The sequence below is a fragment of the Anaerocolumna sp. MB42-C2 genome (genome assembly GCF_030913705.1).
GTDB lineage: Bacteria > Bacillota > Clostridia > Lachnospirales > Lachnospiraceae > Anaerocolumna.
In genome coordinates this window covers 310,281-334,803 of sequence record NZ_CP133190.1, presented here as the reverse complement: position 1 = coordinate 334,803, position 24,523 = coordinate 310,281, and the positions used below count along the sequence as shown (strand labels likewise).

General features: G+C 35.6%; 21 protein-coding genes. 5 read left to right on the top strand and 16 right to left on the bottom strand.

The window, feature by feature from the left end:
* The first annotated feature begins 135 nt into the window (after positions 1-135).
* Entirely contained in the window at positions 136-810 is a 675-nt protein-coding gene (locus tag RBU59_RS01485; protein ID WP_308146116.1) for a response regulator transcription factor, read from the top strand.
* The gene (locus RBU59_RS01480; protein WP_308146115.1) at positions 807-1,889 is read left to right on the top strand and encodes a HAMP domain-containing sensor histidine kinase; all 1,083 of its coding nucleotides are present in this window, start codon (positions 807-809) and stop codon (positions 1,887-1,889) included. The genes RBU59_RS01485 and RBU59_RS01480 overlap by 4 nt, the downstream gene beginning before the upstream one ends.
* A gap of 680 nt (positions 1,890-2,569) precedes the next feature.
* Here the strand turns inward: RBU59_RS01480 and RBU59_RS01475 are convergent.
* A complete protein-coding gene (locus RBU59_RS01475) occupies positions 2,570-2,845 on the bottom strand; it encodes a hypothetical protein (RefSeq protein ID WP_308146114.1) in 276 nt (91 codons plus the stop codon).
* 254 nt (positions 2,846-3,099) lie between these two features.
* On the opposite strand from RBU59_RS01475, the gene RBU59_RS01470 reads away from it, so the two are divergent.
* The 3 genes from RBU59_RS01470 (at position 3,100) to RBU59_RS01460 (ending at position 4,991) form a co-directional block, all read left to right on the top strand.
* A complete protein-coding gene (locus RBU59_RS01470) occupies positions 3,100-3,564 on the top strand; it encodes an NUDIX domain-containing protein (protein ID WP_308146113.1) in 465 nt (154 codons plus the stop codon).
* A 20-nt stretch (positions 3,565-3,584) separates the two neighbouring features.
* Positions 3,585-3,758: a hypothetical protein gene (locus tag RBU59_RS01465; RefSeq protein WP_308146112.1), complete on the top strand. Its 174-nt coding sequence runs from the start codon at positions 3,585-3,587 to the stop codon at positions 3,756-3,758.
* A gap of 582 nt (positions 3,759-4,340) precedes the next feature.
* Entirely contained in the window at positions 4,341-4,991 is a 651-nt protein-coding gene (locus tag RBU59_RS01460; RefSeq protein ID WP_308146111.1) for a TetR family transcriptional regulator, read from the top strand.
* Between the two features lie 130 nt (positions 4,992-5,121).
* Here the strand turns inward: RBU59_RS01460 and RBU59_RS01455 are convergent, their stop codons facing one another.
* From RBU59_RS01455 to prdC, 15 genes are all read right to left on the bottom strand, one after another.
* Positions 5,122-5,790 carry an HlyD family secretion protein gene (locus RBU59_RS01455; protein WP_308146110.1) on the bottom strand — a complete coding sequence of 223 codons (669 nt, stop codon included), beginning with the start codon at positions 5,788-5,790 and terminating at the stop codon, positions 5,122-5,124.
* Between the two features lie 43 nt (positions 5,791-5,833).
* The gene (locus RBU59_RS01450) at positions 5,834-7,627 is read right to left on the bottom strand and encodes an ABC transporter ATP-binding protein (protein ID WP_308146109.1); all 1,794 of its coding nucleotides are present in this window, start codon (positions 7,625-7,627) and stop codon (positions 5,834-5,836) included.
* Positions 7,615-9,357, bottom strand: coding sequence for an ABC transporter ATP-binding protein (locus RBU59_RS01445; protein ID WP_308146108.1), 1,743 nt, complete (start codon positions 9,355-9,357; stop codon positions 7,615-7,617). Before RBU59_RS01445 ends, RBU59_RS01450 begins: the two co-directional genes overlap by 13 nt.
* A gap of 45 nt (positions 9,358-9,402) precedes the next feature.
* Positions 9,403-11,205, bottom strand: coding sequence for an efflux RND transporter periplasmic adaptor subunit (locus RBU59_RS01440; RefSeq protein ID WP_308146107.1), 1,803 nt, complete (start codon positions 11,203-11,205; stop codon positions 9,403-9,405).
* Between the two features lie 20 nt (positions 11,206-11,225).
* Positions 11,226-13,106 (bottom strand): S-layer homology domain-containing protein, encoded by a 1,881-nt coding sequence (locus RBU59_RS01435; protein WP_308146106.1) that lies wholly within the window; start codon positions 13,104-13,106, stop codon positions 11,226-11,228.
* 368 nt (positions 13,107-13,474) lie between these two features.
* Entirely contained in the window at positions 13,475-14,332 is an 858-nt protein-coding gene (locus RBU59_RS01430) for an SH3 domain-containing protein (protein ID WP_308146105.1), read from the bottom strand.
* 100 nt (positions 14,333-14,432) lie between these two features.
* Positions 14,433-15,323, bottom strand: a complete 891-nt coding sequence (locus tag RBU59_RS01425; protein ID WP_308146104.1) for a DUF445 domain-containing protein — start codon at positions 15,321-15,323, stop codon at positions 14,433-14,435.
* A gap of 132 nt (positions 15,324-15,455) precedes the next feature.
* Positions 15,456-16,019 (bottom strand): 2'-5' RNA ligase family protein, encoded by a 564-nt coding sequence (locus RBU59_RS01420; protein ID WP_308146103.1) that lies wholly within the window; start codon positions 16,017-16,019, stop codon positions 15,456-15,458.
* 103 nt (positions 16,020-16,122) lie between these two features.
* A complete protein-coding gene (gene thrS / locus RBU59_RS01415) occupies positions 16,123-18,018 on the bottom strand; it encodes a threonine--tRNA ligase (RefSeq protein WP_308146102.1) in 1,896 nt (631 codons plus the stop codon).
* 615 nt (positions 18,019-18,633) lie between these two features.
* Positions 18,634-19,626 carry a Gfo/Idh/MocA family protein gene (locus RBU59_RS01410; RefSeq protein ID WP_308146101.1) on the bottom strand — a complete coding sequence of 331 codons (993 nt, stop codon included), beginning with the start codon at positions 19,624-19,626 and terminating at the stop codon, positions 18,634-18,636.
* 119 nt (positions 19,627-19,745) lie between these two features.
* Positions 19,746-20,351, bottom strand: a complete 606-nt coding sequence (locus tag RBU59_RS01405; RefSeq protein ID WP_308146100.1) for a TetR/AcrR family transcriptional regulator — start codon at positions 20,349-20,351, stop codon at positions 19,746-19,748.
* Positions 20,352-20,380: 29 nt separating this feature from the next.
* A complete protein-coding gene (gene prdB / locus RBU59_RS01400; protein ID WP_308146099.1) occupies positions 20,381-21,106 on the bottom strand; it encodes a D-proline reductase (dithiol) protein PrdB in 726 nt (241 codons plus the stop codon).
* Positions 21,107-21,162: 56 nt separating this feature from the next.
* A complete protein-coding gene (locus tag RBU59_RS01395; RefSeq protein WP_308146098.1) occupies positions 21,163-21,357 on the bottom strand; it encodes a CBO2463/CBO2479 domain-containing protein in 195 nt (64 codons plus the stop codon).
* A gap of 20 nt (positions 21,358-21,377) precedes the next feature.
* Positions 21,378-23,144 carry a D-proline reductase (dithiol) proprotein PrdA gene (gene prdA, locus RBU59_RS01390; RefSeq protein ID WP_308146097.1) on the bottom strand — a complete coding sequence of 589 codons (1,767 nt, stop codon included), beginning with the start codon at positions 23,142-23,144 and terminating at the stop codon, positions 21,378-21,380.
* A 13-nt stretch (positions 23,145-23,157) separates the two neighbouring features.
* Positions 23,158-24,447, bottom strand: coding sequence for a proline reductase-associated electron transfer protein PrdC (gene prdC / locus RBU59_RS01385; RefSeq protein WP_308146096.1), 1,290 nt, complete (start codon positions 24,445-24,447; stop codon positions 23,158-23,160).
* Between the last annotated feature and the right edge of the window lie 76 nt (positions 24,448-24,523).

Below are 24,523 nucleotides of genomic sequence, written 5' to 3'. Positions count from 1 at the left end.
CGATTTTTATTTAATTAACGCTATCATGAACTTTAATCTTGAAACATCAACTGAATCTCAATTTTTATGTAAAATTTTGTTTATGTTCAGTTTACTTTTAAGTGATATAATATTTATTAATGGAGGTGACCTATAGTGTTTGATATTTTAATTGTCGAGGATGATATAAATACCCAAAAACTAATGTGCGCTGTTCTAAAGCGCGGCGGATATAACGCATATATTGCAAAAGATGGTCTTGAAGCACTTGACAGGATGGAAACAAAGCGATTTGATTTGATTGTTTTAGATTTGATGATGCCTCGTATGGATGGTTATGAATTTTGTGAGCAATTACGCAGTGTGGGAGAGAACATTCCAATACTGATGGTAACAGCCAATCAGGAGACCAAAGACAAGCATAAAGGTTTTCTGGTTGGAACTGATGATTATATGACGAAACCTTTTGATGAACAAGAAATGCTATTCCGTGTAAAGGCGCTTTTACGTCGGGCACAAATTGCCAGCGAACATAGAATTATCATGGGTGAGACCACAGCGGATTACAATACCCTTACTGTTTCATGGAAAAGTGAACAATATATTTTGCCAAAGAAAGAATTTCAACTTCTCTTTAAGCTCATGAGTTATCCCAATATGATTTTCACACGCAATCAACTAATGGACGAAATTTGGGGATTAGAGACTGAAACAGACGAGCATACCTTGAATGTTCATATAAACAGATTACGGGATAAATTTAGAGACAACCCCGATTTTGAAATTGTAACCGTGCGCGGTTTGGGGTATAAAATGGGGAGACGTTTATGAAGAAAATAAAAAAAGGACTTTCCCCGAAAATTAGTCTTGCAGTTTCCTTGGTAGCTTTGGTTTTTCTGGTCATGCTCTTATCCATTTTATCTGCTGGTTTGATTGCTTATTTACTAATAAAAATAGGCATCCTGGATATAAATAGTACCGCAAGTCCAATCCGGGCAATCTCTATAATGGTATATATCAGTATTTTTTTGGGCGTGGTAATAGCAACATTATTAAGCCGGCGTTCTGTTAAGCCAATTCAAGATATGATGAAAGCCACTGAAAAGGTATCTCAGGGCGATTTCTCGGTTATGGTAAAAGGCAGTTTTGTCTTTGAATTGGATGCACTTGCCGGGAGCTTCAATAAGATGGTGCAGGAGTTAAAAGGTATCGAAACTCTGCGTAGCGACTTTGTGAGAAATTTCTCTCATGAATTTAAAACACCGATTACTTCGATTAGTGGATTTGCCAAACTTTTGCAGGCGGGAGATGTAAACGACGAGGAAAAGCAGGAATACCTGAATATAATTGTGCAGGAATCAGAACGGCTTGTCCATCTTTCCACTAACGTTCTTAATCTTTCAAAAATAGAAAGTACAGAAATTATAAGCGAAAAAAACATCTATTGTTTAGATGAACAAATTAGACTTGCGATTGTAATGTTAGAACCAAAATGGAGTTATAAAAAGCTTCACGTTGACATCAGACTCGAAGATGAAATTGAAATATTTGGCGAAAAAAATCTAATCCATCAAATTTGGGTTAATCTTCTTGACAATGCCATCAAGTTTACGAACACTGGTGGAGTAATAAAAATAGAACTATGGCGGAGCGGACAAAAGGCAGCCTTTCGGATTGAGGATAACGGATGCGGAATGAATGATGATACTATGTCTCATATATTTGATAAATTCTATCAAGGAGACATATCCCATACATTAGCCGGAAATGGATTGGGCTTGACTTTAGTCAAGAAAATTACCGAATTATGTGAAGGAACTATTGAAGTACAAAGTGAGCTTGGAAAAGGTAGTGTTTTTATTGTGAAATTGCCATTAGGTTTAAATACTGAAGGAAATAGAAGAGAATAATGAGTAGGTTTATTCTGATTTTAAATTTTGTTTGGAATTCTTGAACTATAACCTGCCGCCCAGGTGATTACAGTTGGAATCTGTTAAATACGTTCCAGCAGTAATCAATCTTATAGATTTATCAGAAAGGTAAAACTGTTCTAATGAATATTCCAGAGTATATTGTGGTTTTTAGAGATATATATTTTGATATCTTGGAAGTTGAATAGGAGAGATCTAGTACTCCTATTCTAATCCTTTCAATGGTTCCATATTGTGACATTTTTTTAAAGAAATATGCTATAATATAGAAATTGAGCTTATACATATTTAGTTAACATTATTTTGATTAAGTTCTAATATGCACATTTAAAGTTAAGGAAGATAGGGAGGTATCGCAGAAACCTATGGACAAATTCCCAGATTTAATATATAATCGTCCAAATTATGAATTTCAAAAAGAAAAACTATTACAATCAAAAAAAATCATGTTACAATCCCAGACTTATGAGGAACTAAGAAATACATGGATCAAATGTATTACAAGCTGAAGAAAGTCAACTAATTCCAAGACTGGATAGATAAACATAGGTAATTAATAAGAGGAATATAGGTAATAGAATAGTAGCAGCATAGAAAAAAGACTAGGCTTTTTGCTTAGTTTTTTAAATTGAAATCATTTTACTTCTTGGAGCAGTAAGCTAATTAGGTAAAAATTCATGCTGTCTTAAAACTTCTATCATAGTTTCATTATCATCCGATAGCTTTTTGATATCTTTACGAATATTAACCTCTGTATTACGTAACTTTAAATCCAGATTATCCACTTTTAAATCCAAACTATTAAATCTTTCAGAATGTCTATCAAGCTTATAATTTATTACTTTTATTTCCTCTCTATTATCAGCTAATTCCTTTTTAATACTATTTAATTCGCCTTGAATATTAGTCAATATGTCCTTTAATTCATTATCCAAAATATGACCCCCTGTCCGTTTTTATTATATTGTAACATACCCTGTATCTAAATATCAAATAGTATTTGTTCCTGAATATATTTTACCGGAACAAAATCTAATCCCTGCTAAAATATTGGTCAACGGGAAAAATATAATAGTATCCAATAATAACTATAAAATCAATTGAATAAATGACATTTTATGGTATAATCTTAATGGTTTTAACACAATTTAAGGAAATATTCTTACAGACAATATATGTGGAGGTATTTATGGATAGAATGATTAGAAATTCAGCCAAGGCATTAATTATCAAAGACGGAAAGATGCTTGCAATTAAAATAAAGGACGAAAATGAAGAGTGGTACATTATGCCTGGTGGTGGACAGGAAACAGAAGAACTCCTTTCTAAAGCAGTATGTAGAGAAGTCGCTGAAGAGTTAGGAATGAATGTGGAAGCAAAAGAATTAGTTTTTGTTATTGAAGGTGTAAATGGAGAAAGATATCATAGAGTAGACATGGTATTTTTATGTGAATATATTGGAGAAATCAAAAACGCTGTATTACATAGTGATACGAACCAAGTGGGATATGATTGGCTTGAGATAAAGACGCTGAATCGTTTACCCCTTTATCCCTCAAAATTGCGAAGACAGATTATGAACTTATATGAGGGAAAAGAATACAAGGTATATTTAGGAAATGAAGAAATTGGAGACCCAGAAATTACTGATTAACAAAATAGAGATAATACCATATGAGAAAAGAAATACCATTCAATATTGTAAGCCATGACTATGAAAGGGTATTAAAAGAATTTGTGTCACAAATTCAAGATAAACTTGGAAAACGATTAGTTATGGTGTATTTAACAGGTAGCTATGCTAGGGGTGATGCTACTGATTATTATGTCCATTTGTATTCAAAATAATAATTAATACTGTACGATGTGTTAATAGGTAATTATTTTGAGATTTAAAATATCAGCTTTTAGACAGATTTATGTCCGTATTCTAATTTAGAAGAGTACGATTTAAAGTGTATGTAACCAGTTTAGAAAGAATGTTGTCTTTGATTTAGAAACTTTTATGTCCCTTGACACTCGACAAAAGGGTAAAAATTTTTTTGGTTATAACTGGTTATGGCATAAAAACAACTATTCGCAAAACACAAGTTTAACGAATAGTTGAATGAAAAAATGTATAACCACTATAATTTTCATGTTTTTCTTTATACTAACATCTATCATCAAAACTAATTTATACTATTAGTAATTTTATCGATGTCTCATTTTAATCAATCTCTTGCGCAAATAATGCAGCCGCATACTCTCTACACTAAAAATCCATAGAGTTGTCATTCCGCTGTAATATTGATTTTATTAGTCAGATAACAATAAATCTACTTATGTGACACGGTGTCTCTTGCTATTTTATTTATTATATGATATACTATAAAGGTATTTCTATGTTACTTTCAAACTTAGTATTTTATTTACTGGAGTGATAAATATATGGATTTTATCAGAGCAAGAAGTGACGAACAAAAAGATGTTCGACTAAATCAAATTAAGGATGTCGCTAAGAAGCAATTTTATTCGTTAAGCTATGACAAAATTACGATTAAATCAATTTCTTTGGAATTGGATTTTGCGCGTTCGAATTTATATAAATATTTTAGTACAAAGGAAGAAATCTTCGCTACCATTCTGATTGATGAAGTTGCTGAATGGATACAGGAACTGAAAGAAGCGAGTCCTGATAATGCAATTGCAACCTCTGAGATTGAGACATTTTGCCAGTATTGGACTGATATAACGTGCAAACATCTTGGAATGATTGGCCTTTATGCCAGATTGACACCTTTATATGCTCAAAATATCCCCCACGAATCTTTAACTAAAATCAGGCAGAATTTTCTAATACATTATCACGAGTTGAATAGCTTATTACATTTATTATTTCCCAGTCTGACGCTTAAGCAGGTGCAACACTTCTGCCAATATCAATTTAGTTTTATCGCTGGATTTTCACCTGCTATTAGAGATAATGAAGCCAAAGAGGAAATGGCGAATCAATGCAATAAAAAGCTTTCATTACCTGATTTTAAAGTTTCTTTTCAAGAATTTTTAAAAACCTTACTGGTAGGAATTTTTAATACTTGAACATAATAAAATCCCCCTGATAGGACAAGTTCTGAGGTTCCAACCAGGGGGATTACCATATATAAATATAAAAATTAATTATATATTAAGCAAATTAATATTGTCTAACTTATCTTCATTAACTCTATTTTTACTTAATCTTTATTTTGATATTTGCATTAGTACCAATTATGTTTTTGAGATTGATGTTTTCATTCAGCTTAATCTTAATGGGAATAAGTTGTGTTACTTTTGTATAGGTACCGGAGGTTGTAAAACTGGTGGTCATATTTGATAATTTATTTGAAGTTATTTTGTCAACTTTTTCTACATATCCCGAGAAAGATTTATTACCATATGCATCCAAGCTGACTGCAACCTCCTGTCCCTCTGCAACCTTAAGTATATCGTCTTCCTCAATATTGGCTGTTATGTACATATCATCTACACCTGCGACTACAAAAATTACATCAGAAGGTGATACTAATTGGCCAAGATCTGCTTTTATATCCATAACCTCGCCATCAATAGGTGATTTAATATAAGGGCCTCCCTCTGCTCTGCCAAGAATCTGCCCTGATTGCACTGAATCACCTATGGCTACATTTATTTTAGTCAGTTTACCGCTAGTACCCGATGTAATTTGAAATATTTTAGTATCAACTTTTGCATTATCGGTTGATATAAATTTTGTACTCTCAATATAATATTCTGAGCCAAAATACGCTCCGACTATTACCACTATTGCTACGATTATTAAAATGATACCTTTCTTGCTTTTCTTTTTTGTCTCGTTCATCTCGTCTTTAAATTCATCCATTTTTATATCCTCCTTTTTCTCTGCTTGATGTCAAGTGACTTCACTATTCAAACTGGCTGTTATATAATCCGGCATAAAAGCCCTCTAGAGCCAATAATTCGTCATGATTTCCCTGTTCTATGATATCACCATCCTTAAGAACCAGGATTAAGTCAGAATTTTTAATTGTTGAAAGCCTGTGGGCAATAACAAAGCTTGTTCTTCCTGTCATAAGTGAGTCCATAGCTTTTTGGATTAATATTTCAGTTTGTGTATCAATTGAACTGGTAGCCTCATCTAATATAAGAATTTTAGGATTAGCAAGTATTACCCTGGCTATCGTAAATAGCTGTTTCTGACCTTGAGATATATTGCTTGCTTCTTCATTCAGAATCGTATCATAGCCATCAGGCAGAGTACGGATAAATTCATCACAATGTGCTGCTTTTGCAGCTGCGATAACTTCCTCTTTTGAGGCATCAAAGGTTCCGTATTTTATATTATCCAATATGGAAGCATTGTACAGCCATGTTTCCTGTAGGACCATCCCAAACAGTGATCTTAAATCATTTCGTTTAAAATCAAAGATATTGTGCCCGTCGATCAGAATTTCTCCTGAATTAATATCATAAAAACGCATTAATAATTTTACTAAGGTGGTTTTTCCGGCACCAGTCGGACCTACGATTGCCACCTTTTGCCCTTGTTTTATGTTTGCCGAAAAATTATGTATGATCAATTTTTCCGGGTTATATCCAAAGAATATATTCTTGAATTCTACATTGCCGTGAAATTCATAATCCGGTATACTATCCGCATCGTCTGCTTCCTCTTCTTCCTCCAGAAATTCAAATACTCTTTCTGCGGCTGCGATTGTCTGCTGAAGAGTATTTGATATGGATGCCAGCTGCGTAATTGGCATGGTAAAATTCCTCATATATTGTATAAAAGACTGGATGTCACCGATTTCAACCACTTTTTTTACCGCAAGGTATCCACCGAGTATACAGATAAGTACATATCCGAGATTGCCTACAAAATTCATAATAGGCTGCATAATACTCGTAACAAATTGTGATTTCCAAGCACTTTCACAAAGGTCTTTATTTATAATTTCAAATTGCTCCACGGATTCCGCTTGTCTGTTAAAGGCTTGAATTACATTATGTCCGCTGTACATTTCTTCAACATGCCCATTAAGTGAACCAAGCGACTTTTGCTGTGATTTAAAAAATCCCTGAGAATTTTTAATAATAATATTGACGATAACCAGGGATATGGGGATTACAATCAGTGCAGTTATCGTCATTAAAACACTAATTGAAAGCATCATGCAAAACACACCGATGATTGTAGCAATAGAGGTAATCAGCTGTGTTAAACTTTGATTTAAGGTCTGACTGACTAAATCAACATCGTTTGTGATCCTCGACAGGACTTCACCATAAGTACGGGTATCATAATAATTAAGAGGTATTTTCTGCATTTTCTGGGAAATTTCTTTTCTCAGTTTAAAAGTAACCTCCATAGAAACTCTTGTCATAATAAAATTTTGTATGTAGGAGGTCAGCGTCGAAATAAAATACAGTAATATAAGCAGAATAGTCATTTTGCCCATATAGTCAAAATCCATATACAGTCCGGTATGCAGGTAGAAAGCAACCAGACCATCTGCCAGTTTCGTAATTATCTTACCAAGCAGCTTCGGCCCTAGTATGGAAAATAAAGTGGATACGGCAGCAAATATCAGCACCGCTACGATTTGCAGTTTATAGGGAAAAAGATAAGTTCCAAGGGTTCTGATTGTATTTTTTGAGTCATTGGCCTTGCTTTGCATTACTATGTTCATTCTAGGCATTGGTCAAGTTCCTCCTTTGACATTTGTGATAAAGCAATTTCCCTGTAAACCATACAACTTTTCATAAGCTCCTTATGGGTACCTTTTCCCACAATTGTACCATTATCTAAAACAATAATCTGATCTGCATTCATAATGGTACCGACACGCTGAGCGACCAGTATTATTGTGCTGTCCCCTGTCTCACTCTTTAATGCTGCACGAAGCTTTTTATCCGTATTCAGATCCAGTGCTGAAAAGCTGTCATCAAATATATAAATGGGCGCATTTTTAACCAGTGCCCTTGCAATAGATAATCTTTGCTTCTGTCCGCCAGATACGTTAGTGCCTCCTTGTGCAATCGATGCATCATAAGTATCTGGCTTTGATTCGATAAACTCAGTTGCCTGCGCTATTTTGGCAGCCTTTTGAATATTTTCAAACGTACTGCATTTATCGGCATAATATAGGTTTGAACGGATATTTCCAGAAAAAAGAATACTTTTTTGTGGTACATAACCGATTTTACTTCTAAGGTCCTGACGGTCTACATCTCTGATATCCTTTCCGTCAATTAAGATCTGTCCGTCCGATACATCATAAAAACGCATCAAAAGATTTATAACCGTTGACTTGCCACAACCGGTTGCACCGATAATAGCAGTTGTCTGGTGTTTTTTAGCAGTAAAACTTATGTTTTCAAGTACATGGCCATTCCCCTCCGGATAGGTAAAACTAACATTCCTAAATTCAACATCAGAATTGAAATTTTCATCGTAGGATAATGTGTGCTTTTTATCCCGGATGGAAGGTTTCATATCCAACACCTCTTTGATTCTGTTGGCACTGACTGCGGCACGGGGTATCATTATAAACATGACGGAAAGCATTAAAAACGCTGAAATAATCTGTATGGCATACTGCATAAATGCCATCATTGTACCGATATCGATTTCCAGCTTTGATATCTGTTTAGAACCAAACCACACAATAAGAACAATGGTTATATTCATTATTAACATCATGGTTGGCATCATAATTGTCATAACACGGTTTACAAATAAATTGGTATTCGTTAATTCTTTGTTTGCCTTATTAAACCGTTCGGCTTCAAATTTCTGTGTGTTAAAAGCTCGAATTACCAGCATACCCTCAAGATTCTCGCGGCTTACCAGGTTTAGGCGGTCAATGAGAGTTTGAACCATTTTCATTTTAGGCATTGCAACTACAAAAATGAATATGATAAACATAAAAATAACAATCAAGGAAAGTACAATCATCCTGGAGAGGGACAAACTGCTTGAAACAGCCTTTATTGTCCCTCCGATACCAAGAATAGGTGCATAAAAAAGTAATCTTACCATCATTACGATCAATGACTGAATTTGTGTAATATCATTCGTCGTTCGAGTAATTAAAGATGCAGTTGAAAATTTATCAAATTCTTCATTTGAAAAGCTCTGGACCTTTCGAAATACATCACTTCTCAAATCTCTGGACGTCTGTGCTGCTACTCTGGATGCAAAATAACCCACAGAAATAGAACATAAGGTTCCGATAAGGCTGATAATCAGCATCTTCCTTCCTGTATCCAAGATAAAACTAATATCGCTATTGATAACTCCGGTATTAATAATATCGGACATATAATCCGGCAAAGTAAGTTCACACATTGCCTGGATAAAAAGTAATATTACTGCCATCAGAACAAGAACCCAATATCGTGATATATATTTAAATACTCTATCCATTTTATGTCCCTTTCAAACTGTCATACTAAATAACGTTTGTGTTAATTACGGTGTGGCAGTTGTGCCGTCATCTTGGCTTTCGTTACTCATTTGTTCGTTTTGCTCATTTTTATCCTGATTTAGCGCTCCCGTTTGAAGCTCCGTTACATTTCCAAGAACAAACAGCTCTTCTTCACCAGTTAATCCGTCTAAAATCTCTGTATATTTACCATCCGTAAGTCCTGTTTTTACTTTGACTTCTTTAAATCCAACCGGTACATGGTTCACGACTTCTTTCACAGCAGGATCTTTTACATATACTACTCCTCCACGAATCAAAGCACCATTCGGTACAGCCATAACATCTTGTACTTCATTAATAATAATTTCTCCTGTTACATTCATTCCAGTATATAAATCACCGAAATCATCAATTTGTACGGTAACAGGATATTCCGGTACTCCGTTCGTGTAGGTACTTTCCTGACTTATATTAGTAACGATACCATGAAAGGTGCGTCCCTCTAAAGCATTCGAGGTAACATTAACTTTCTGACCGATCTTAACTGCTTTAATATCCAATTCATCTACCGGCATATCAAACTTGACAGCAGATAAATCATAAATAGTGCAGAGTTTTGGTGTTGTATTTCTGATTGTATCACCCTCCAAAACATCTTTACTGGCAACCACACCGGAAATAGGTGACGTTACGCTATAATCCGTTTTATCCTCTATGACATCCTCCAGAGAAGTTTTGGCATCATCGATTTTTTCGTGAGCTTTTTCCAAAGTATTTTCTGCATTATCCATTATATCTTTTGCATTATCCACTTTATTCTGATAAGCATCTAACTGATCTTTATAGGTATCGCTGTCTAATACGATTACCGGATATTTCTCAGATATCTTATCTCCTTCTTTTATATTAAGAGTATGGATTTCGCCTGCTTTATCAGCAGTTATAATTCCCTCTTCCAATACGTTAAAAATGCCTTCCCCGCTGCTGTATAAATCGCCGATTGATGCCGTAGCTTTTGTACCGGCAGTTAAACCGCCTGGATTTTTAACCTTAATGGTTATCGTCTTAACAACTCGATTTCCGCTTAAAACATCTTCAATCGAACTTATTTCAGTTACGTTTCCTTCTAATTTTTCGTTACTATCTGTTATTTCAACTTTTGCAGTTTTTCCTATCAGAGATTGCTTTACATCAGCAGAATTGAAAGGTACCTTTAATTCCATGTAACTGTTATCATAGATTTCAGCTATCTGTGTTCCAATCTGTATTTTATCTCCTTCATCAACAAATAATGTTTTGACAACTCCTGCTTTTTTAGATTTAATGGTTAGATCACCATAATCATCCGCTGCATCATCATAATCATCCAATGCATCATTATATTTCTGCACTGCCTCAGCATATTTGTCTTTGGCAAATTTGTAATCTTCTTTTGCTCTTGGAACCGCATTTTCCGCATTACGCAGTTTACTGTCTATATCATCTGTTGTTATCTGATATAATACCTCATCTTTCTTAACCTGTTCCCCTTCTGCAAAGTCAGCGGAAATTACATCTCCAACCACCTGACTGGTAACATCATAAGTATTTAAAGGTTCTATGATACCGGAAGAAGACAGTATGTACTGAATATCTCTGTTTTCAACTTTTACTGTATGTATTACTTCTTTCGCATTGGATTTATCTGCACTGCCGTTGATTCTGCCAAATATTACGAACGTTATGAATATAAGAAATACGAGTAAAGCCAATGGTTTAATGAAACTTATCCCTTTACCCTTTTTATTTATTTCATCTGTATTCTCAGTATGCAAAGACTTCTTATCTGCTTTATTATTCCTACTCATATTATATATTCACTCCTTTGTCAGTCTTTATTTTCTGCAATGATAACACGAATTCTGCCGCCTGAAGCCATAGAACCATCGTAATAAGCAGTTAATTTATATTTGTTTAAATTGGATACATCACTTAAAGTTGCGACTGAGTATTTTCCGGCATCATGGAAAAATACGGCGACTTCATCTGCTATCATGTATTTTTGTGTACTATCTTGTACGATACTAGCTCCAATCGCTCTGACATTCACTTTTGTAAGGTCAATCAGGTCTTCTATCTGCGTAGAATCATCATCATCGAATATAAATCCTTTCGGCCCCTCTTTTACGTCATATTCATCACCGATTCCTGTTCCTGTCGTTCCGTTTATATTATAATCAAAACTCATTTTATCGGAACCTTGACTGGATATACCTGTTAAGATACCATACTTATATACATCACCTGTTACATTATTTAGAATCAGCTTGGATATATCTCCGGAACTGTTTAACTCGTAATAATTAACACTGGCATCCCCTAATGTTATATTCGCAAGTCTGCTTGGCTTTATGCTTTTATAGCTGCCCTTATAATAATCTAAGATCTTTACATTTGATGCTAACTTATAACTTCCTAATTTCATTCCGTCGCTTGAAAAGGTATTTGAACCGAAGGAAGTACTGCCTGCTTTATAACTATTTACGGAAGCTATTCCGTTATCATAGGTGACACGGACAACTTCTCCTTCTGAAAATGTGATTGCGGTAAGGTCATAATCCTGTTCATATTTGTTACCGCCTGCATCCACGAATGCCACATAATTCGAACTTACAAGTTCATCCTTATCATTGGTCATTACCCGCTCTCCGTTATCTACTACAATTCCGGTAACCGTTACATTATATTCATCAATTCCCAATACATCAACTACCGTATCGTCCTTGCCTAAGATTAAAGTTACTACATCACCCTCATCCACCTTACCTAAAGAGGAGAATGCGACGGACATATCATTAGAACCTAAGGAATATTCTTTTCCGCCTAGTTTCACGGAGGTCGGAGCTAAACGGTTCGGCAGAATGGTCTGGATGGAACCGGTGACCTTATTATCATAAGCCCAAACGGATTTTAAATTTTTGGAATAATAAACCACATCATTTTGCTGAATATCATTCAGGGTTCCTAATGTACCGTCTTTATAAAAGGTAGCCTCCCCTAAGAAAAAAGGAATCTGGCTCTTCCAGTCATTATCCACTAAGATCGGTCCTTCCATTTTGGTGTTAACTAAAGACAGATAATCCATCTCCCCTTTGGAATCAACCGTATAACCGAGGGTTTCCGCATAAATCTTGCCGTCTTTGGTTTTGGCAATTAAGGTATTATAGAAAAGATTCATACAGTCTTTTCTGGTCAGTGCTTGTTTTTGTGTTTTCGTTATATTTTTGTCTAAGTCCTTTGATTCGTACAGTGCCATTTCAGCCGCGTTTAAATTACCGGTAAAGTCGCTGTTGGTATATCCTAAAAGCTTCAGAACACCATTCACTGCTTCCATTAAGGTAATACTCTGAGAGGGTTTGAATGTGCCGTTCATGTAACCGGACATCCATCCCTGGTTAATTGCTGTCTGTATGTAGCCTGCTGCCCAATATTTTTTCGTTACATCCTTAAATAAAGATACATTGCTTTTCGCAGAGGTCTGATCTTTTAAGGCCGACATATTGACTAACATCTGTGCATACTGTGCTCTTGTAACTTTTGCGGCCGGATTCGTACTGTTCCCCTGATCCGTATCCATAATTTCTAAGGCATCAATAACTTTTCCTGCATTATTCGTACTGGAGGCAGCTTCCGCCGGTTTCACCGGAACTGCAATGGTTCCAATCAGCATAGTCACAGCAAGTAATAGTGTTATAATTTTTCTTTGCATCTTCAGTCTCCTTAATTTAACTTTAATATGTATCTACAATATTATTCGGTTTCTCATAAACTCATTTTTTATGTTTAAGATATATAACAATACTCTTTTTCATACAAACACCTCTTTTCAAGTCTAATTATGTGACACAGTGTTTCTTACATTCCGTTATTATAAGTGACATATTGTCTCTTGTCAATATAAAAAACAGAGGTATTTTATAATACCTCTGTTAAAAATTTATACATATATTACCAAAGTACTCTGAAATTAGTCAGGTGATACACTGCTCACTTTCAACAACCCGTTTTCAAGAAATAACATAATGATTCCTTCAAAAATTTAAAAACGTGCTTATCATTACAAAAAATATGCGGTTATTAACCCCAGGCCGGACACTCTGCAAAAAGGTTTTCCTGATCTGATTTAATCCAGCCTTTTTTTCCCTTATTGTTTATGATTCTGAAATATGCTTTTCCTGATTTTGATATATACATTTTATCAAAAAAAACTTTATCACTTTTTTTTACCTTATATACAACATTTTTTGAACCGGCTTTTTTATAAACTGAAAAACTTTTTACTGCTTTATATTTATAGTTTGAAGAATCGGCGGTTAGGGTGTAAGTGTTAGTTGTAATTGCCGATAATACATTATCCTTTAACCGGAAAGGTACATAGCAGAAATAGCACCCAATTGCCGGGGAATAAATAGGGGTATCGATTACCATGGTAAACTTACCATCACCGTTTAATTTATTTATATAATATCGCGAGGAATCAAATTTTTTCGTTAACGTTTTTATATCAAAAGTTACATAATCTAAAAATTTAGTACCGTCATATCGTGTAAAAAATGAATTATCCATACAGCCTGATTCCATTGTGGTACTTATAAAGAAGTCCAGGTAATTATCACTTTTATCAAGATCAAGGATCGTTACTAAAAAAAATAATCCATCCTCAATTTTGGATAAACTTAACGCATCATTAATATATAACTTTAGAGTTGTTTTACGTTTATCGTAATTTACAGTTATTTTACACAAAATTTTTTCTGTTTTTCCGTCACCATTTAAGTCATAGTAATAAACAGTGTCATTTGATAAAGTCTTAATTCCATCCAACTCCTTGGTTGTTTCGGATGCCTGGTAAACTTTTGGAGCCATTATCAGACTAACGAATAAAGTAATGAAAAACAATGCGCTCTTTATATAATTGCTGTACCTGGGATTCATATTATCGCTCCTTTCAATAGTTGCTTCCATATATTAGTTACGCAATAAATGCATTTATTATCTTGTAAATTCATATTGTTTCCTTTAAATATAGTATATTTTAAAAGAATAGATTAATTAACCCTAATATAAAACCGATTACAGCTCCAAGGTTAACAACAGCTCCCAATTCTTTTTTCATAATAGTAAGAACAAGCTCCTCCACCTCTTTTGTATCCATTGCATTTACTTTTTCTTCTGCTATTCTGGAAAGGTTTAAGGAGGATAATATTTTTTCCGAATATTCAGTAATCAGCAAACGGTAAACTTTTAAGATTGTATCTTTTAATTCAGCAGTATTAATTTGACTCATGAATGAGGAAATAGTCTGTTGATTTAATTTTGTATATTCGTTTTGTATAAGACTGTTTACTTTTTCTTCTGCATGTTCTTCTATATATCTGTTAACTCGTTCCCCAATTGCATTTTCAATTGGTTCTAATACGGTAGGATTTAAAAACATTGCTAACATAGTACCCTGAACTTTTTCTACAACTGCTGATTTTACTTCAGCAGCTATTATTTGCCCTAAATTCATTGTTATAAGTTCAGTGCTGATTTTCTGAGTGAGATTTACCACAAGATCCGATTCAAGTTTTGTCTGAGCAGAATCGCCTATCATCGAATTTAATCTTACTTCTAATGTGGTATCATCATCAGATAATTTCTGAAAAATGAGATCGAGTTGTTTTCTGATTTCTTGCTCTTTATCAGGGGATAATAAAGTATCCTTGATAATTACCGGATTTAAAAGATTATTCCCTACTACATTACCAATAGCCTTAGCAAACCTGGCTTTCCCTCTGGGGATAATTCCCGGTGTAAATGGAACACGGTATTTCCCGATATAAACCGGGTTGATTGGATGAAATAACATCTGTACTGCTATTAAATTTGTAACGTATCCGATAACCGCTCCTATTGCAGGTCCTATTAAAATATTCCATTGCATATTAAAATCCTTCTTTCGTAAATAAAAATAAAATCAAAACTAATATACTATTTGCAAATGATTATTACAAGTATAATTTCATTAATTTATACTTATTTACACTGGAATAAATAGGAATTATGAAATTAACAGCTATAGATTGACGATCTTATAACAGAAGTAAGTTCCTGGTTTGATACTGTCATCATCATAATAAAGAAGTCCAAGCCTGTTAAAGAGAAATGTTTTTCGATAATCTTTTCTATTCATCTCCTGGAATGCTTTTTTATAATTTTCAAAAGGTGCACCACCGATTGCTATGGTCATATGAAACTCATAATCGTCATCGTGATCCGCTGGACATTTACCAAATCGCTTTTCCAAAGACCGAAACAGATTGTTTTGAATATAAGCCAATTCTTCTGATTTCACAGCGTGGATTGACATACATCCAGATTCATAACCTAAGACATTACTTGGATGAATTGTAACCTCGTTGAATTCGATTTTGACTGGATTAATATCCTTGGCAAATTGATCAAAGAATTCTTCGAATAGTCCTAAATCAGGAATTGAAAAAGGCTGTTTTAAAGAAACATGTTGAGGCAGCCTTGCCATTTCAAAACCAAGGTTACCTGCTTTATGAGCTTCTAACATTAATCTTCTGCCGTAATTTTCGGCTTCATTATTAGCTATTAATACAATGGTAGCTTTCATATTATCTAACATCTCCTATCATAAATTGAAGTAATTGGTATAAAATACATTTATAATGAACCAAATAAATTGTCATCTATCATAGCTTTAACTGCATATAGGGTCAAAAAGTATTTTCCTCCTGTAACAATTTATTAAACTCTGAAAAGTTCATTTCACCCAGTCCGCCTTTTTCGAGATTTCTAACCGATAGCGTATCATATTCTTTTTCTTTTTGGCCAATGATTATCATGTATGGTATTTTATCAAGTTGTGCCTCACGGATTTTATATCCTATTTTTTCATCTCTTTTATCAATTTCACACCGGTAACCGGAAACTTTTAATCTTATCATTACGGATTCAGAATATTCTATGAATCGATCGGATAACGGCAATATTTTTATTTGAACCGGAGCAAGCCATAATGGAAACCGCCCGGCATAGTGTTCAATTAAGATACCGAGAAAACGCTCTATCGATCCAAATACAACACGATGAATCATAATCGGTCTGTGTTTCCTACCATCATATCCTGTATATTCTGCCTGAAAGCGTAATGGAAGTTGAAAATCAAGTTGAATGGTACCACATTGCCATGTCCGTCCTATGGAATCCTCTAAATGGAAATCAATTTTTGGGCCATAAAAAGCTCCGTCTCCCTCGTTAATGATATAATTCATGTTAAGTTCATTCAATGCCTGCACTAATCCATTTGTTGCAATCTCCCAATCTTCATCACTGCCTATGCTGTTAACAGGACGGGTAGATAATTCCACATGGTACTTAAATCCAAATTTACTGTAAACCTTATCTATTAATCGAATAACACCCTTTATTTCATCTGTTACTTGATCTTCCGTCATAAAGATATGAGCATCATCCTGAGTAAAGCACCGCGCTCTCATCAATCCATGCAGAACACCTGATTTCTCATGCCTGTGAACCAATCCTAATTCACCGATTCTGATTGGAAATTCTTTGTAGGAATGCGGGGAAGATTTATAATACAACATACCTCCGGGGCAATTCATTGGTTTAATTGCATATTCTTCCTCATCAATAATAGTCGTATACATGTTTTCACGGTAATGCTCCCAATGGCCTGAAGTCTCCCATAGTTTTCGGTTCAGTATGACTGGAGTTTCTATTTCAATATATCCCTCCGTTTCATGAATTTTACGCCAATAGTCAATTAAAAGATTTTTTAGAATTACTCCTTTGGGAAGAAAAAAGGGAAAACCTGGGCCCTCTTCCATGATGGTAAATAACCCCATTTCCATTCCGACTTTTCTGTGATCCCGTCTGCGGGCTTCTTCCAACTGTAAAAGATATTTCTCTAAATCACTTTTTCTTGGAAACGCTGTACCATATATACGTGTCAGCATTTTATTTTTCTCATTACCCCGCCAATAAGCACCTGCAATAGTCATAAGTTTAATGGCTTTTATACTTTTAGTACTTATTAAATGTGGTCCTGAACATAAGTCAACATAATCTCCCTGTTCATAAAAACTTATTTCTGCGGTAACCGGTAAATCTCTTATTAATTCAGTCTTATAAGGTTCATTTTTTTCTTCCATAAGTTTAAAGGCAGCTTCTCTTGATAAAGAAAACCGGTGTAACTTTAGTGCCTCATTTATTATTTTTCTCATTTCCACATCCAGTGCTTCTAAATGTTCTATAGTAAAATCAAAATTAAACTCAAAGTCATAATAAAACCCATCATGAATTGCAGGTCCGATGGCTAACTTTGTATCAGGATACAATCGTTTCACTGCCTGTGCTAAGATATGAGCTGCCGTATGGCGAAAAGCTGCCCGCCCTTCAGGATCCATAAAGGTTAAGATATTTAAAGAGCAGTCAGAGGTTATCATCGTTCTTAAATCAACAATTTCTCCATTCATTTCTGCGGCGCAAGCATCTTTTTCCAATTGTTTATCAATTCCTTTGACGAATTCAATAATACTTTTAACCTCATTTATTTCCCGTGTAGAACCATCTTTCATTGTAATAATCATTCCTTATATTCTCCTTTCGATTCTTAATAAATTAATATGAATGAAACGATAACATAGGAAAGGGACTTGCCAGTCGGGCTTTTTATTCATAGGGAAGTTCAGAGAACTCTCCTATGAAATAAAAAAGGCACCCTTAATAAATGACTTTTAGTCATTTATTAAGGGTGCTTAAATTATAATTGCACGGTTCCACCTTAACTTTTCACTTCAGATTCTATCAAATCCTATTCTTTAACGCAGACATACGGTAACACATACAAATTACGATACGTAATTCTTTCAATGCAACAGCTCAGGAATGGTTTTCACTTGTATTCTTTCATAAAGAACTTCCACCAAATGTTCTTCTCTCTGGATGTTTCATACAGGTTACTTTTTCCGTCATCGCTTTTCCTATGTTATTATTTATATAATAACATTCTTCCTTAAATTGTCAAGGATAAATTTAACTATTATAGATATCAGTGTTATAGTTCAGCCTAAGGCACCGCGAGATGCTTGTTGTGAGTAAATTTAAACGAACGTTAATTAAAAACCTGAAATATACTTGCACAGAAATAAGCAGACTGAATTTTTTCTGTGCATCATAGGTTATAATTCGGTATACGACTGCAATTATAACATATCCGTTCTATAATCTGATGGAAATACAATACCCGTTTGATTTCGAACCTGATCCATAATTTTTATTGCCTTTAATGATATTTCATTATAATAATTCAGTTTTTCATTTTTCTCAATAGCCTTAAGAAAAGTATTAAGTTCATAAATCATATTATTATCACAGTTTTCTGCAATAATTTCTTCTTCGGTATTATCATTGTATTTAATCGTTATTTTTCTTGGGTTTGAAATATGAGGAATGAGCATTGCACCGTTTTCGCCCTGTATCTGGCTTGGGACTTGTGAATTTGTAATTTTGGAATAAATTAATTCAGAAATCATACCTTCGTAGTTGGCCAGGATGCTGCCTGCTCCGTCAATTTTATTATTTAAAACAACCGAAACTGCCTCCACGGAATCAGGCTGCCCGAACAGATCAATTAAGGAATGAATACAATAAACACCAATATCCATCAATGCCCCTGCAGATAATTGAGGGTCAAAGATATTCGTATTTTCACCTCTTTTAAAGGCATCATATCTTGAGGAATACTGGCAGAAATCCAAAGTTGCTCTTCTTATGGTTCCAAGCTTGCTTAGATTTTGTTTTATTAATTGCTGCCCGGGATCAAAAACAGGCCTCATAGCCTCCAATAGTTTTACGTTGTTAGCTTCTGCTATTCGTAACATACTTTCTACTTCTTTTACATTGGAACCCAGTGATTTCTCACATATAACATGTTTACCGGAACGCAGCATCGTAACAGCCTGATCATAATGCTGACTGTTTGGACTGGCGATATATATGGCATCAATCATGGAGCACTCAGCTAAAACGTCCAGATTGTCAAAGAAAAGTTCCGCACCGAATTCCTGGCCAAAACTTACGGCTTTGTTAAGTTCTCTGGAGTAAGCGCCTATTAATTTAAAATGATCTGCCAGTTTGGCAGCCTGTAAAAATTGCCTTGTAATCTTACTTGTTCCTATGGTTGCAAATCTTATCATCTTTTTCTCCTGTTATAATTTGGTTAATTTAATACATATTCCAATTATAACAAAAGTATGGATTGATTCATATTTATTTTTCAGTTAATTTAAATTATTAGTTGGTATCATAATTATATTTACCCGGGTATCAAAGGTTTTGCTATAAACCCCTGCATAAAGATAGACAATAATTCAATCCCATAGGATGCTAAAGGATAGTTTCCCTCACAGATGCACCAGTCGTATAATATAGAACGTTCCTGCATAGCATAAATCTTCATTAATTCCCTGGAGGAACGATCACTTTTTAATTCATTTTTTAGCTGGCCCTCCTCAATAATCTGCATCAGGGCTTTGTAGTAATACCGGTTCTGATTCAGAAGGTGTTTTTCTCCTTTTTTAGTGACCTGGGAGGAATACAGATATGCAAGAATGTCCACCGGTACTTTATCTTCGATGAATTTAAACAAATGCCTTGACATATATATCAATTTATCAAAACTATGTAATACCGGATCCAGATCTTTTATAATAATCCGGTACTGTTCATCAAACAAATCGGAAAGAGAGCTGAATAGATCTGTTTTCGCACTGAAATAGTGGTAAAAAGTTCCTTTGGAAACTTTGCATTCACTGATGATCTGTTCAATTGTCGTAGTGTCATAACCTTGCTCATAGAATAATTTCCAGGCAGTATCAATGATTTTTTTCTTTTTGGAAATTTCCTGTTTTATAGATTCCACCTCCTTAATTTAGTAAGGTCATCTAAAAGCTAAACATTATGCCGGTATTCGTAAGGAAGCACTCTCAGTTCCCCAAAAGACTGCATTTTGGCCACGGCCTGTAAAGTTTCCTTTAAAATTGCTGTCTGCATTTCTTTATTGTTTGGTTCTCCTGCATTGGAACCGATTGGGACATGGGGAGCAGTTATACGGGGAGCTCCCTGCTGCCTTGCAATGGGAGGGAGCGCAGCTATGATAATTGTTGACATACCCAACTTTTCACAGGCACGTTCCACTATTACTGCAGAACGGTGACAGGTACCGCAGCCTCCGGTGCAAACTACTATATCTACACCCTGTTCTTTTAATCTTTTCGCAATTTCAGGACCGGTTTCGTCAGTGAATTTATCCACATTTCCGCCACCGCCCATAAAACCGAACATAATATCCGCAAGACTTCCGATATAACCCTCTGCCACCAGTTCTCTAAGACGGTCTAAAGGAAACATGGCATTTGGGTCTTTGTTAATATCGGAATTATCAAAGCCGCCATGGGTTACCATAAGATTGCCGGTTGGTGTATCGGAGGGGATTTCCCTAAAGGAATAATCCCCGGCCGTATTAAATGGTTTCTGGGTTTTCAGATGAATTCCTCCTGCCGTAATAAAGGCCACCTTACATTGATCAAGCGGTTTGGTAAGCGGAGTCCATACAGCCTCCGGTGTAATAGGTACGAATATTTCCGATTTCAATCCTGTTGCCGTTGTTAATTCCATATCATATCCTCCAATCAATTATTAATTTTATATATAGTAAAACTTATAAGCTAAAGTTAAAGGCCTGCTTTCATATAGCTGAAATAAAATTCTACCTCCTGCCCTACTGCTAAGGCTTTCTCTGTAATGATCCATCTTAAAGGAACGGTGATTACACCCAGTCTGCCTTTAATACTGACTTTTACAGCAGTTTCATTAAGTTCTGTTATTTTAGCTTTCGTCAGTTGGGGTATTAAATCTATAGATACCATTAAAATTTCGCCCTCCTTTATTATTTCACCAGTATTTGATTTGCATCAATAACTGCCTGGGACCATTTTCTGTTAGCCGGTTCGATAGGGATACCGGCCATCTTGGTTTTTAACATCAGAATGGCTCTTTTTGCATCTTCAGGGCATATGGAACTGCAGCCAAGAACTTCATTTTCAAAACCCTCCGGATCTTTATTTAGTTCTATCATGGCATCCATATATTTATTACCAACAACCAGCTGACCCTGATAAGCGGAAAAAGTAACACCGACTACCGGAATGTCCCTGCTTCCGATAGCTGCTATATTTCCTGCAAAATCAATATGATTGTTACCAAAACCTTCTGTGGTAACAATAGCTCCCTTTAAATCCAGGGTTTCAATTAAAGCCCCCAGTCTTTCCGTTACAAAGGTTTTCTCATCGTTGACCTGAGGACTTCCAATGAATATGACTCCTACCAAATCTAGTTCATTATCTTGAGCTAATGCTTTCACCAGAGGTTCCCTGAAATAATGTCTGGTCATTTCCTTTGTTGCAGGTCCTATACAGGTAAGAGCATGAATTCCTCCGTCCAGTACCTCATTAGGTGAGAGCATTACCGGAATATTGCCTAAATCTACATTTTTTTGTCCGCCGGGTACACCGGATGGTTCCGTAGGACAGATTATATTGTCATGCATTGCGCCTTGCCCCATGATTTCTTTTACAAGTACAACTCTTGGGCGGCCGTATTTATGTACATCCCGGAAAATGTCCTCCTTATAGACCGGTTCTTTTGTCTTTTTTAATACTTCCCTTATTTCCTGAATAATGACGTCACATGCACAGTGTGCTGCAAAAGGCCCTCTTCTCTCCATACCGGTTCCTTCCTGTATGATTACGTTAATACGAATCATAATGTCGGTATCGTCCGGACAGCCGGGTCTGCCAAATGCAATTTTTTCGTCGATGTATCCTTCACAGGAACCAAATTCATGTATTTGTACCCCTTTTTCATCCAAACCTGTAAGACAGAAAACTGCTCCGCTAATGACAGCCGTTTCGCCCTCTCCCAATCTGCCGTTTACTTTTGCTGCAATCGGAATGATATCCATTATTGTATTGGTAAATATATGATGATTATCCGGTGTAATAATATCCATTTCCACTTCTTTTACTAATGGATTGCAGTCCTTTGCTTTTTTAATTATTCCTTTGTTTATGGTCAGCACTCCACTTTCAAAAGAAGTGGAATCTCCTAATAATATTTTCTTTACCTGATATTCTTTCTGATGTAAGGTGCGGATTACCTTATCCTCTTTTTGGGGTTCCGGTAATACCTGTCCCGCAGCTAATTGGATTTCTTCTGCAGGGGAAAAACCAAACTGTTTGATTGAATGAAGAGGAATATCAAGTTTTAATCCTTTCAGTTCATCAATTTCTAAATGAATCATCTTATCGCCTCCTGTAAATTTTCTATCAACTTCATTTATTGATGTTTCTTTTTCTGCTGATTCCTTTCCGCTTTTTAAACACTCAGTTTCCGTTTGGTGCTTAATGTTCTCTTCCAGCATGGAAGCGGTTATAGGTGTTAATGCTTCTGTATCCGTTTTTAAGGTTTTACCCAACACTTCCTTTATGGTTAATCCGTCGTCAGTTAAAGTTAGCAGCTGGGATTCTACTAAATCCGGAAATATCATGGGATCTTCCAGATCGGCCTCACTGATTACCAATCCTTTTTTCCTTTGACAGCAAAATATTGCCGGATCATTCAGATGTTTTTCCATCGTGTCTTTTGATAGTGACATAATATTCTCTCCTTTAATGTAAATGTATTTTTCTGACCAAACTAAAACCTGCCCCTCGAAGTACTCCGTCCGTACAGTGATAGACCGGCATTTGAAGGTTTGGTGCAATTGACATAACTGTATTGCTGCAATCGGTACAAGTACTGATTAACAGGGTTTTTGCTCCGAGCTTTTTTAGATTTAAAACTTTAACAGACTGACCCGGACATTTGCCAGGATTATCACATTTTAGTCTGCCATTAACCGGGTGTGCCTGTTTGCAGAATTCCACACCAATAACATTTGCTCCCATGGAAGCGGCTATCTGTCGAAGTCTGTCTTCATTCCCGCCGCAGGCACATACCAGTAATCCCATATCACGTTTGTCCTGTAAGAAAGGCATCGCCGCTAAGATACCACCCGTAGTTTTGGTTATAAAAGTATCCGGTGAGATACGTTTGCCGGTGAAGGGGCCTCCCAGGATTAATTCCCCCACATCTTTTCCAATTCCTCCGCTTAACCTTATAAGCTCTCCGACCTGAGTGCCTACCGGTACATCTAGAATTGCCTTGTTTCCGCGGTTTATATTTCCCCCTACTGTTATATCTTTGGAAATAACCGGTTTTTTAAGGGTTACTGCTTCATATACGCGAAAGATAGTTTCCAGATTAATAACAATAGAATTTGCATCTTGAGGCAGGGAGTGGATATCCAGTAATTTTCCTGTTATCTCCCGAATAACTGCTCTTTCTTCTCCCATGGGATAAAGATCCGGTAACAGAAAAATTCCCATGTTTTTCTTAAGATGTTTTTTTAGGAGCAGCACAGCCGCTGTATGTTTACCTTTTATGGCAATGACACCTTTATTAACGTTTGCTATATCCATGGCAATGGCGAGTCCCTCCACCACTTCTTCAGGATTGGTTATAATTCTTTTTAAGTTATGTCCTAAAACGGGTTCACATTCCGCCGCATTTACTATTACGATTCCGCCCTCCTTTAACTTGGTCTTTAGTTTAGCATAAGTGGGAAATCCCGCGCCGCCCATACCACATATTCCGGCTTCCTGCACCAGGTCTATGGGATTTTGGGATGTCAAATGCAGGTAACCGCCGGTTTCTGTCCTGTTCTTATGTATCTCAATATATTCACCGGTTACCAGTGTAACAGTACCTGATACACTGGCATGGACATTTAAGCTCAGTCCCTCATCTGCTTTTCCAATTAATGTACCTTTTAAAACTTCGTCCTTTGGATTTACACAAGCTAGGGCAGGTCTGCCGATATGCTGATTCAGATAGATTCGGTATATTTCCTGTTCCATTATTTTTCCCCGGGGCTTAAACCCCACTGCCATGATGTTTTTTGAAAGAAAACATGGCAATCCTTTCTTTACATCT

What these genes read in the sequence shown, in the direction of transcription:
- RBU59_RS01480 (WP_308146115.1), top strand. Translation starts at nt 807, where the DNA reads ATGAAGAAAATAAAAAAAGGACTTTCCCCGAAAATTAGTCTTGCAGTT.
- RBU59_RS01470 (WP_308146113.1), top strand. Translation starts at nt 3,100, where the DNA reads ATGGATAGAATGATTAGAAATTCAGCCAAGGCATTAATTATCAAAGAC.
- RBU59_RS01465 (WP_308146112.1), top strand. Translation starts at nt 3,585, where the DNA reads ATGAGAAAAGAAATACCATTCAATATTGTAAGCCATGACTATGAAAGG.
- RBU59_RS01460 (WP_308146111.1), top strand. Translation starts at nt 4,341, where the DNA reads ATGGATTTTATCAGAGCAAGAAGTGACGAACAAAAAGATGTTCGACTA.
- RBU59_RS01455 (WP_308146110.1), bottom strand. Translation starts at nt 5,790, where the DNA reads ATGGATGAATTTAAAGACGAGATGAACGAGACAAAAAAGAAAAGCAAG.
- RBU59_RS01450 (WP_308146109.1), bottom strand. Translation starts at nt 7,627, where the DNA reads ATGCCTAGAATGAACATAGTAATGCAAAGCAAGGCCAATGACTCAAAA.
- RBU59_RS01445 (WP_308146108.1), bottom strand. Translation starts at nt 9,357, where the DNA reads ATGGATAGAGTATTTAAATATATATCACGATATTGGGTTCTTGTTCTG.
- RBU59_RS01440 (WP_308146107.1), bottom strand. Translation starts at nt 11,205, where the DNA reads ATGAGTAGGAATAATAAAGCAGATAAGAAGTCTTTGCATACTGAGAAT.
- RBU59_RS01435 (WP_308146106.1), bottom strand. Translation starts at nt 13,106, where the DNA reads ATGCAAAGAAAAATTATAACACTATTACTTGCTGTGACTATGCTGATT.
- RBU59_RS01430 (WP_308146105.1), bottom strand. Translation starts at nt 14,332, where the DNA reads ATGAATCCCAGGTACAGCAATTATATAAAGAGCGCATTGTTTTTCATT.
- RBU59_RS01425 (WP_308146104.1), bottom strand. Translation starts at nt 15,323, where the DNA reads ATGCAATGGAATATTTTAATAGGACCTGCAATAGGAGCGGTTATCGGA.
- RBU59_RS01420 (WP_308146103.1), bottom strand. Translation starts at nt 16,019, where the DNA reads ATGAAAGCTACCATTGTATTAATAGCTAATAATGAAGCCGAAAATTAC.
- thrS (WP_308146102.1), bottom strand. Translation starts at nt 18,018, where the DNA reads ATGATTATTACAATGAAAGATGGTTCTACACGGGAAATAAATGAGGTT.
- RBU59_RS01410 (WP_308146101.1), bottom strand. Translation starts at nt 19,626, where the DNA reads ATGATAAGATTTGCAACCATAGGAACAAGTAAGATTACAAGGCAATTT.
- prdB (WP_308146099.1), bottom strand. Translation starts at nt 21,106, where the DNA reads ATGGAATTAACAACGGCAACAGGATTGAAATCGGAAATATTCGTACCT.
- RBU59_RS01395 (WP_308146098.1), bottom strand. Translation starts at nt 21,357, where the DNA reads ATGGTATCTATAGATTTAATACCCCAACTGACGAAAGCTAAAATAACA.
- prdA (WP_308146097.1), bottom strand. Translation starts at nt 23,144, where the DNA reads ATGTCACTATCAAAAGACACGATGGAAAAACATCTGAATGATCCGGCA.
- prdC (WP_308146096.1), bottom strand. Translation starts at nt 24,447, where the DNA reads ATGGAACAGGAAATATACCGAATCTATCTGAATCAGCATATCGGCAGA.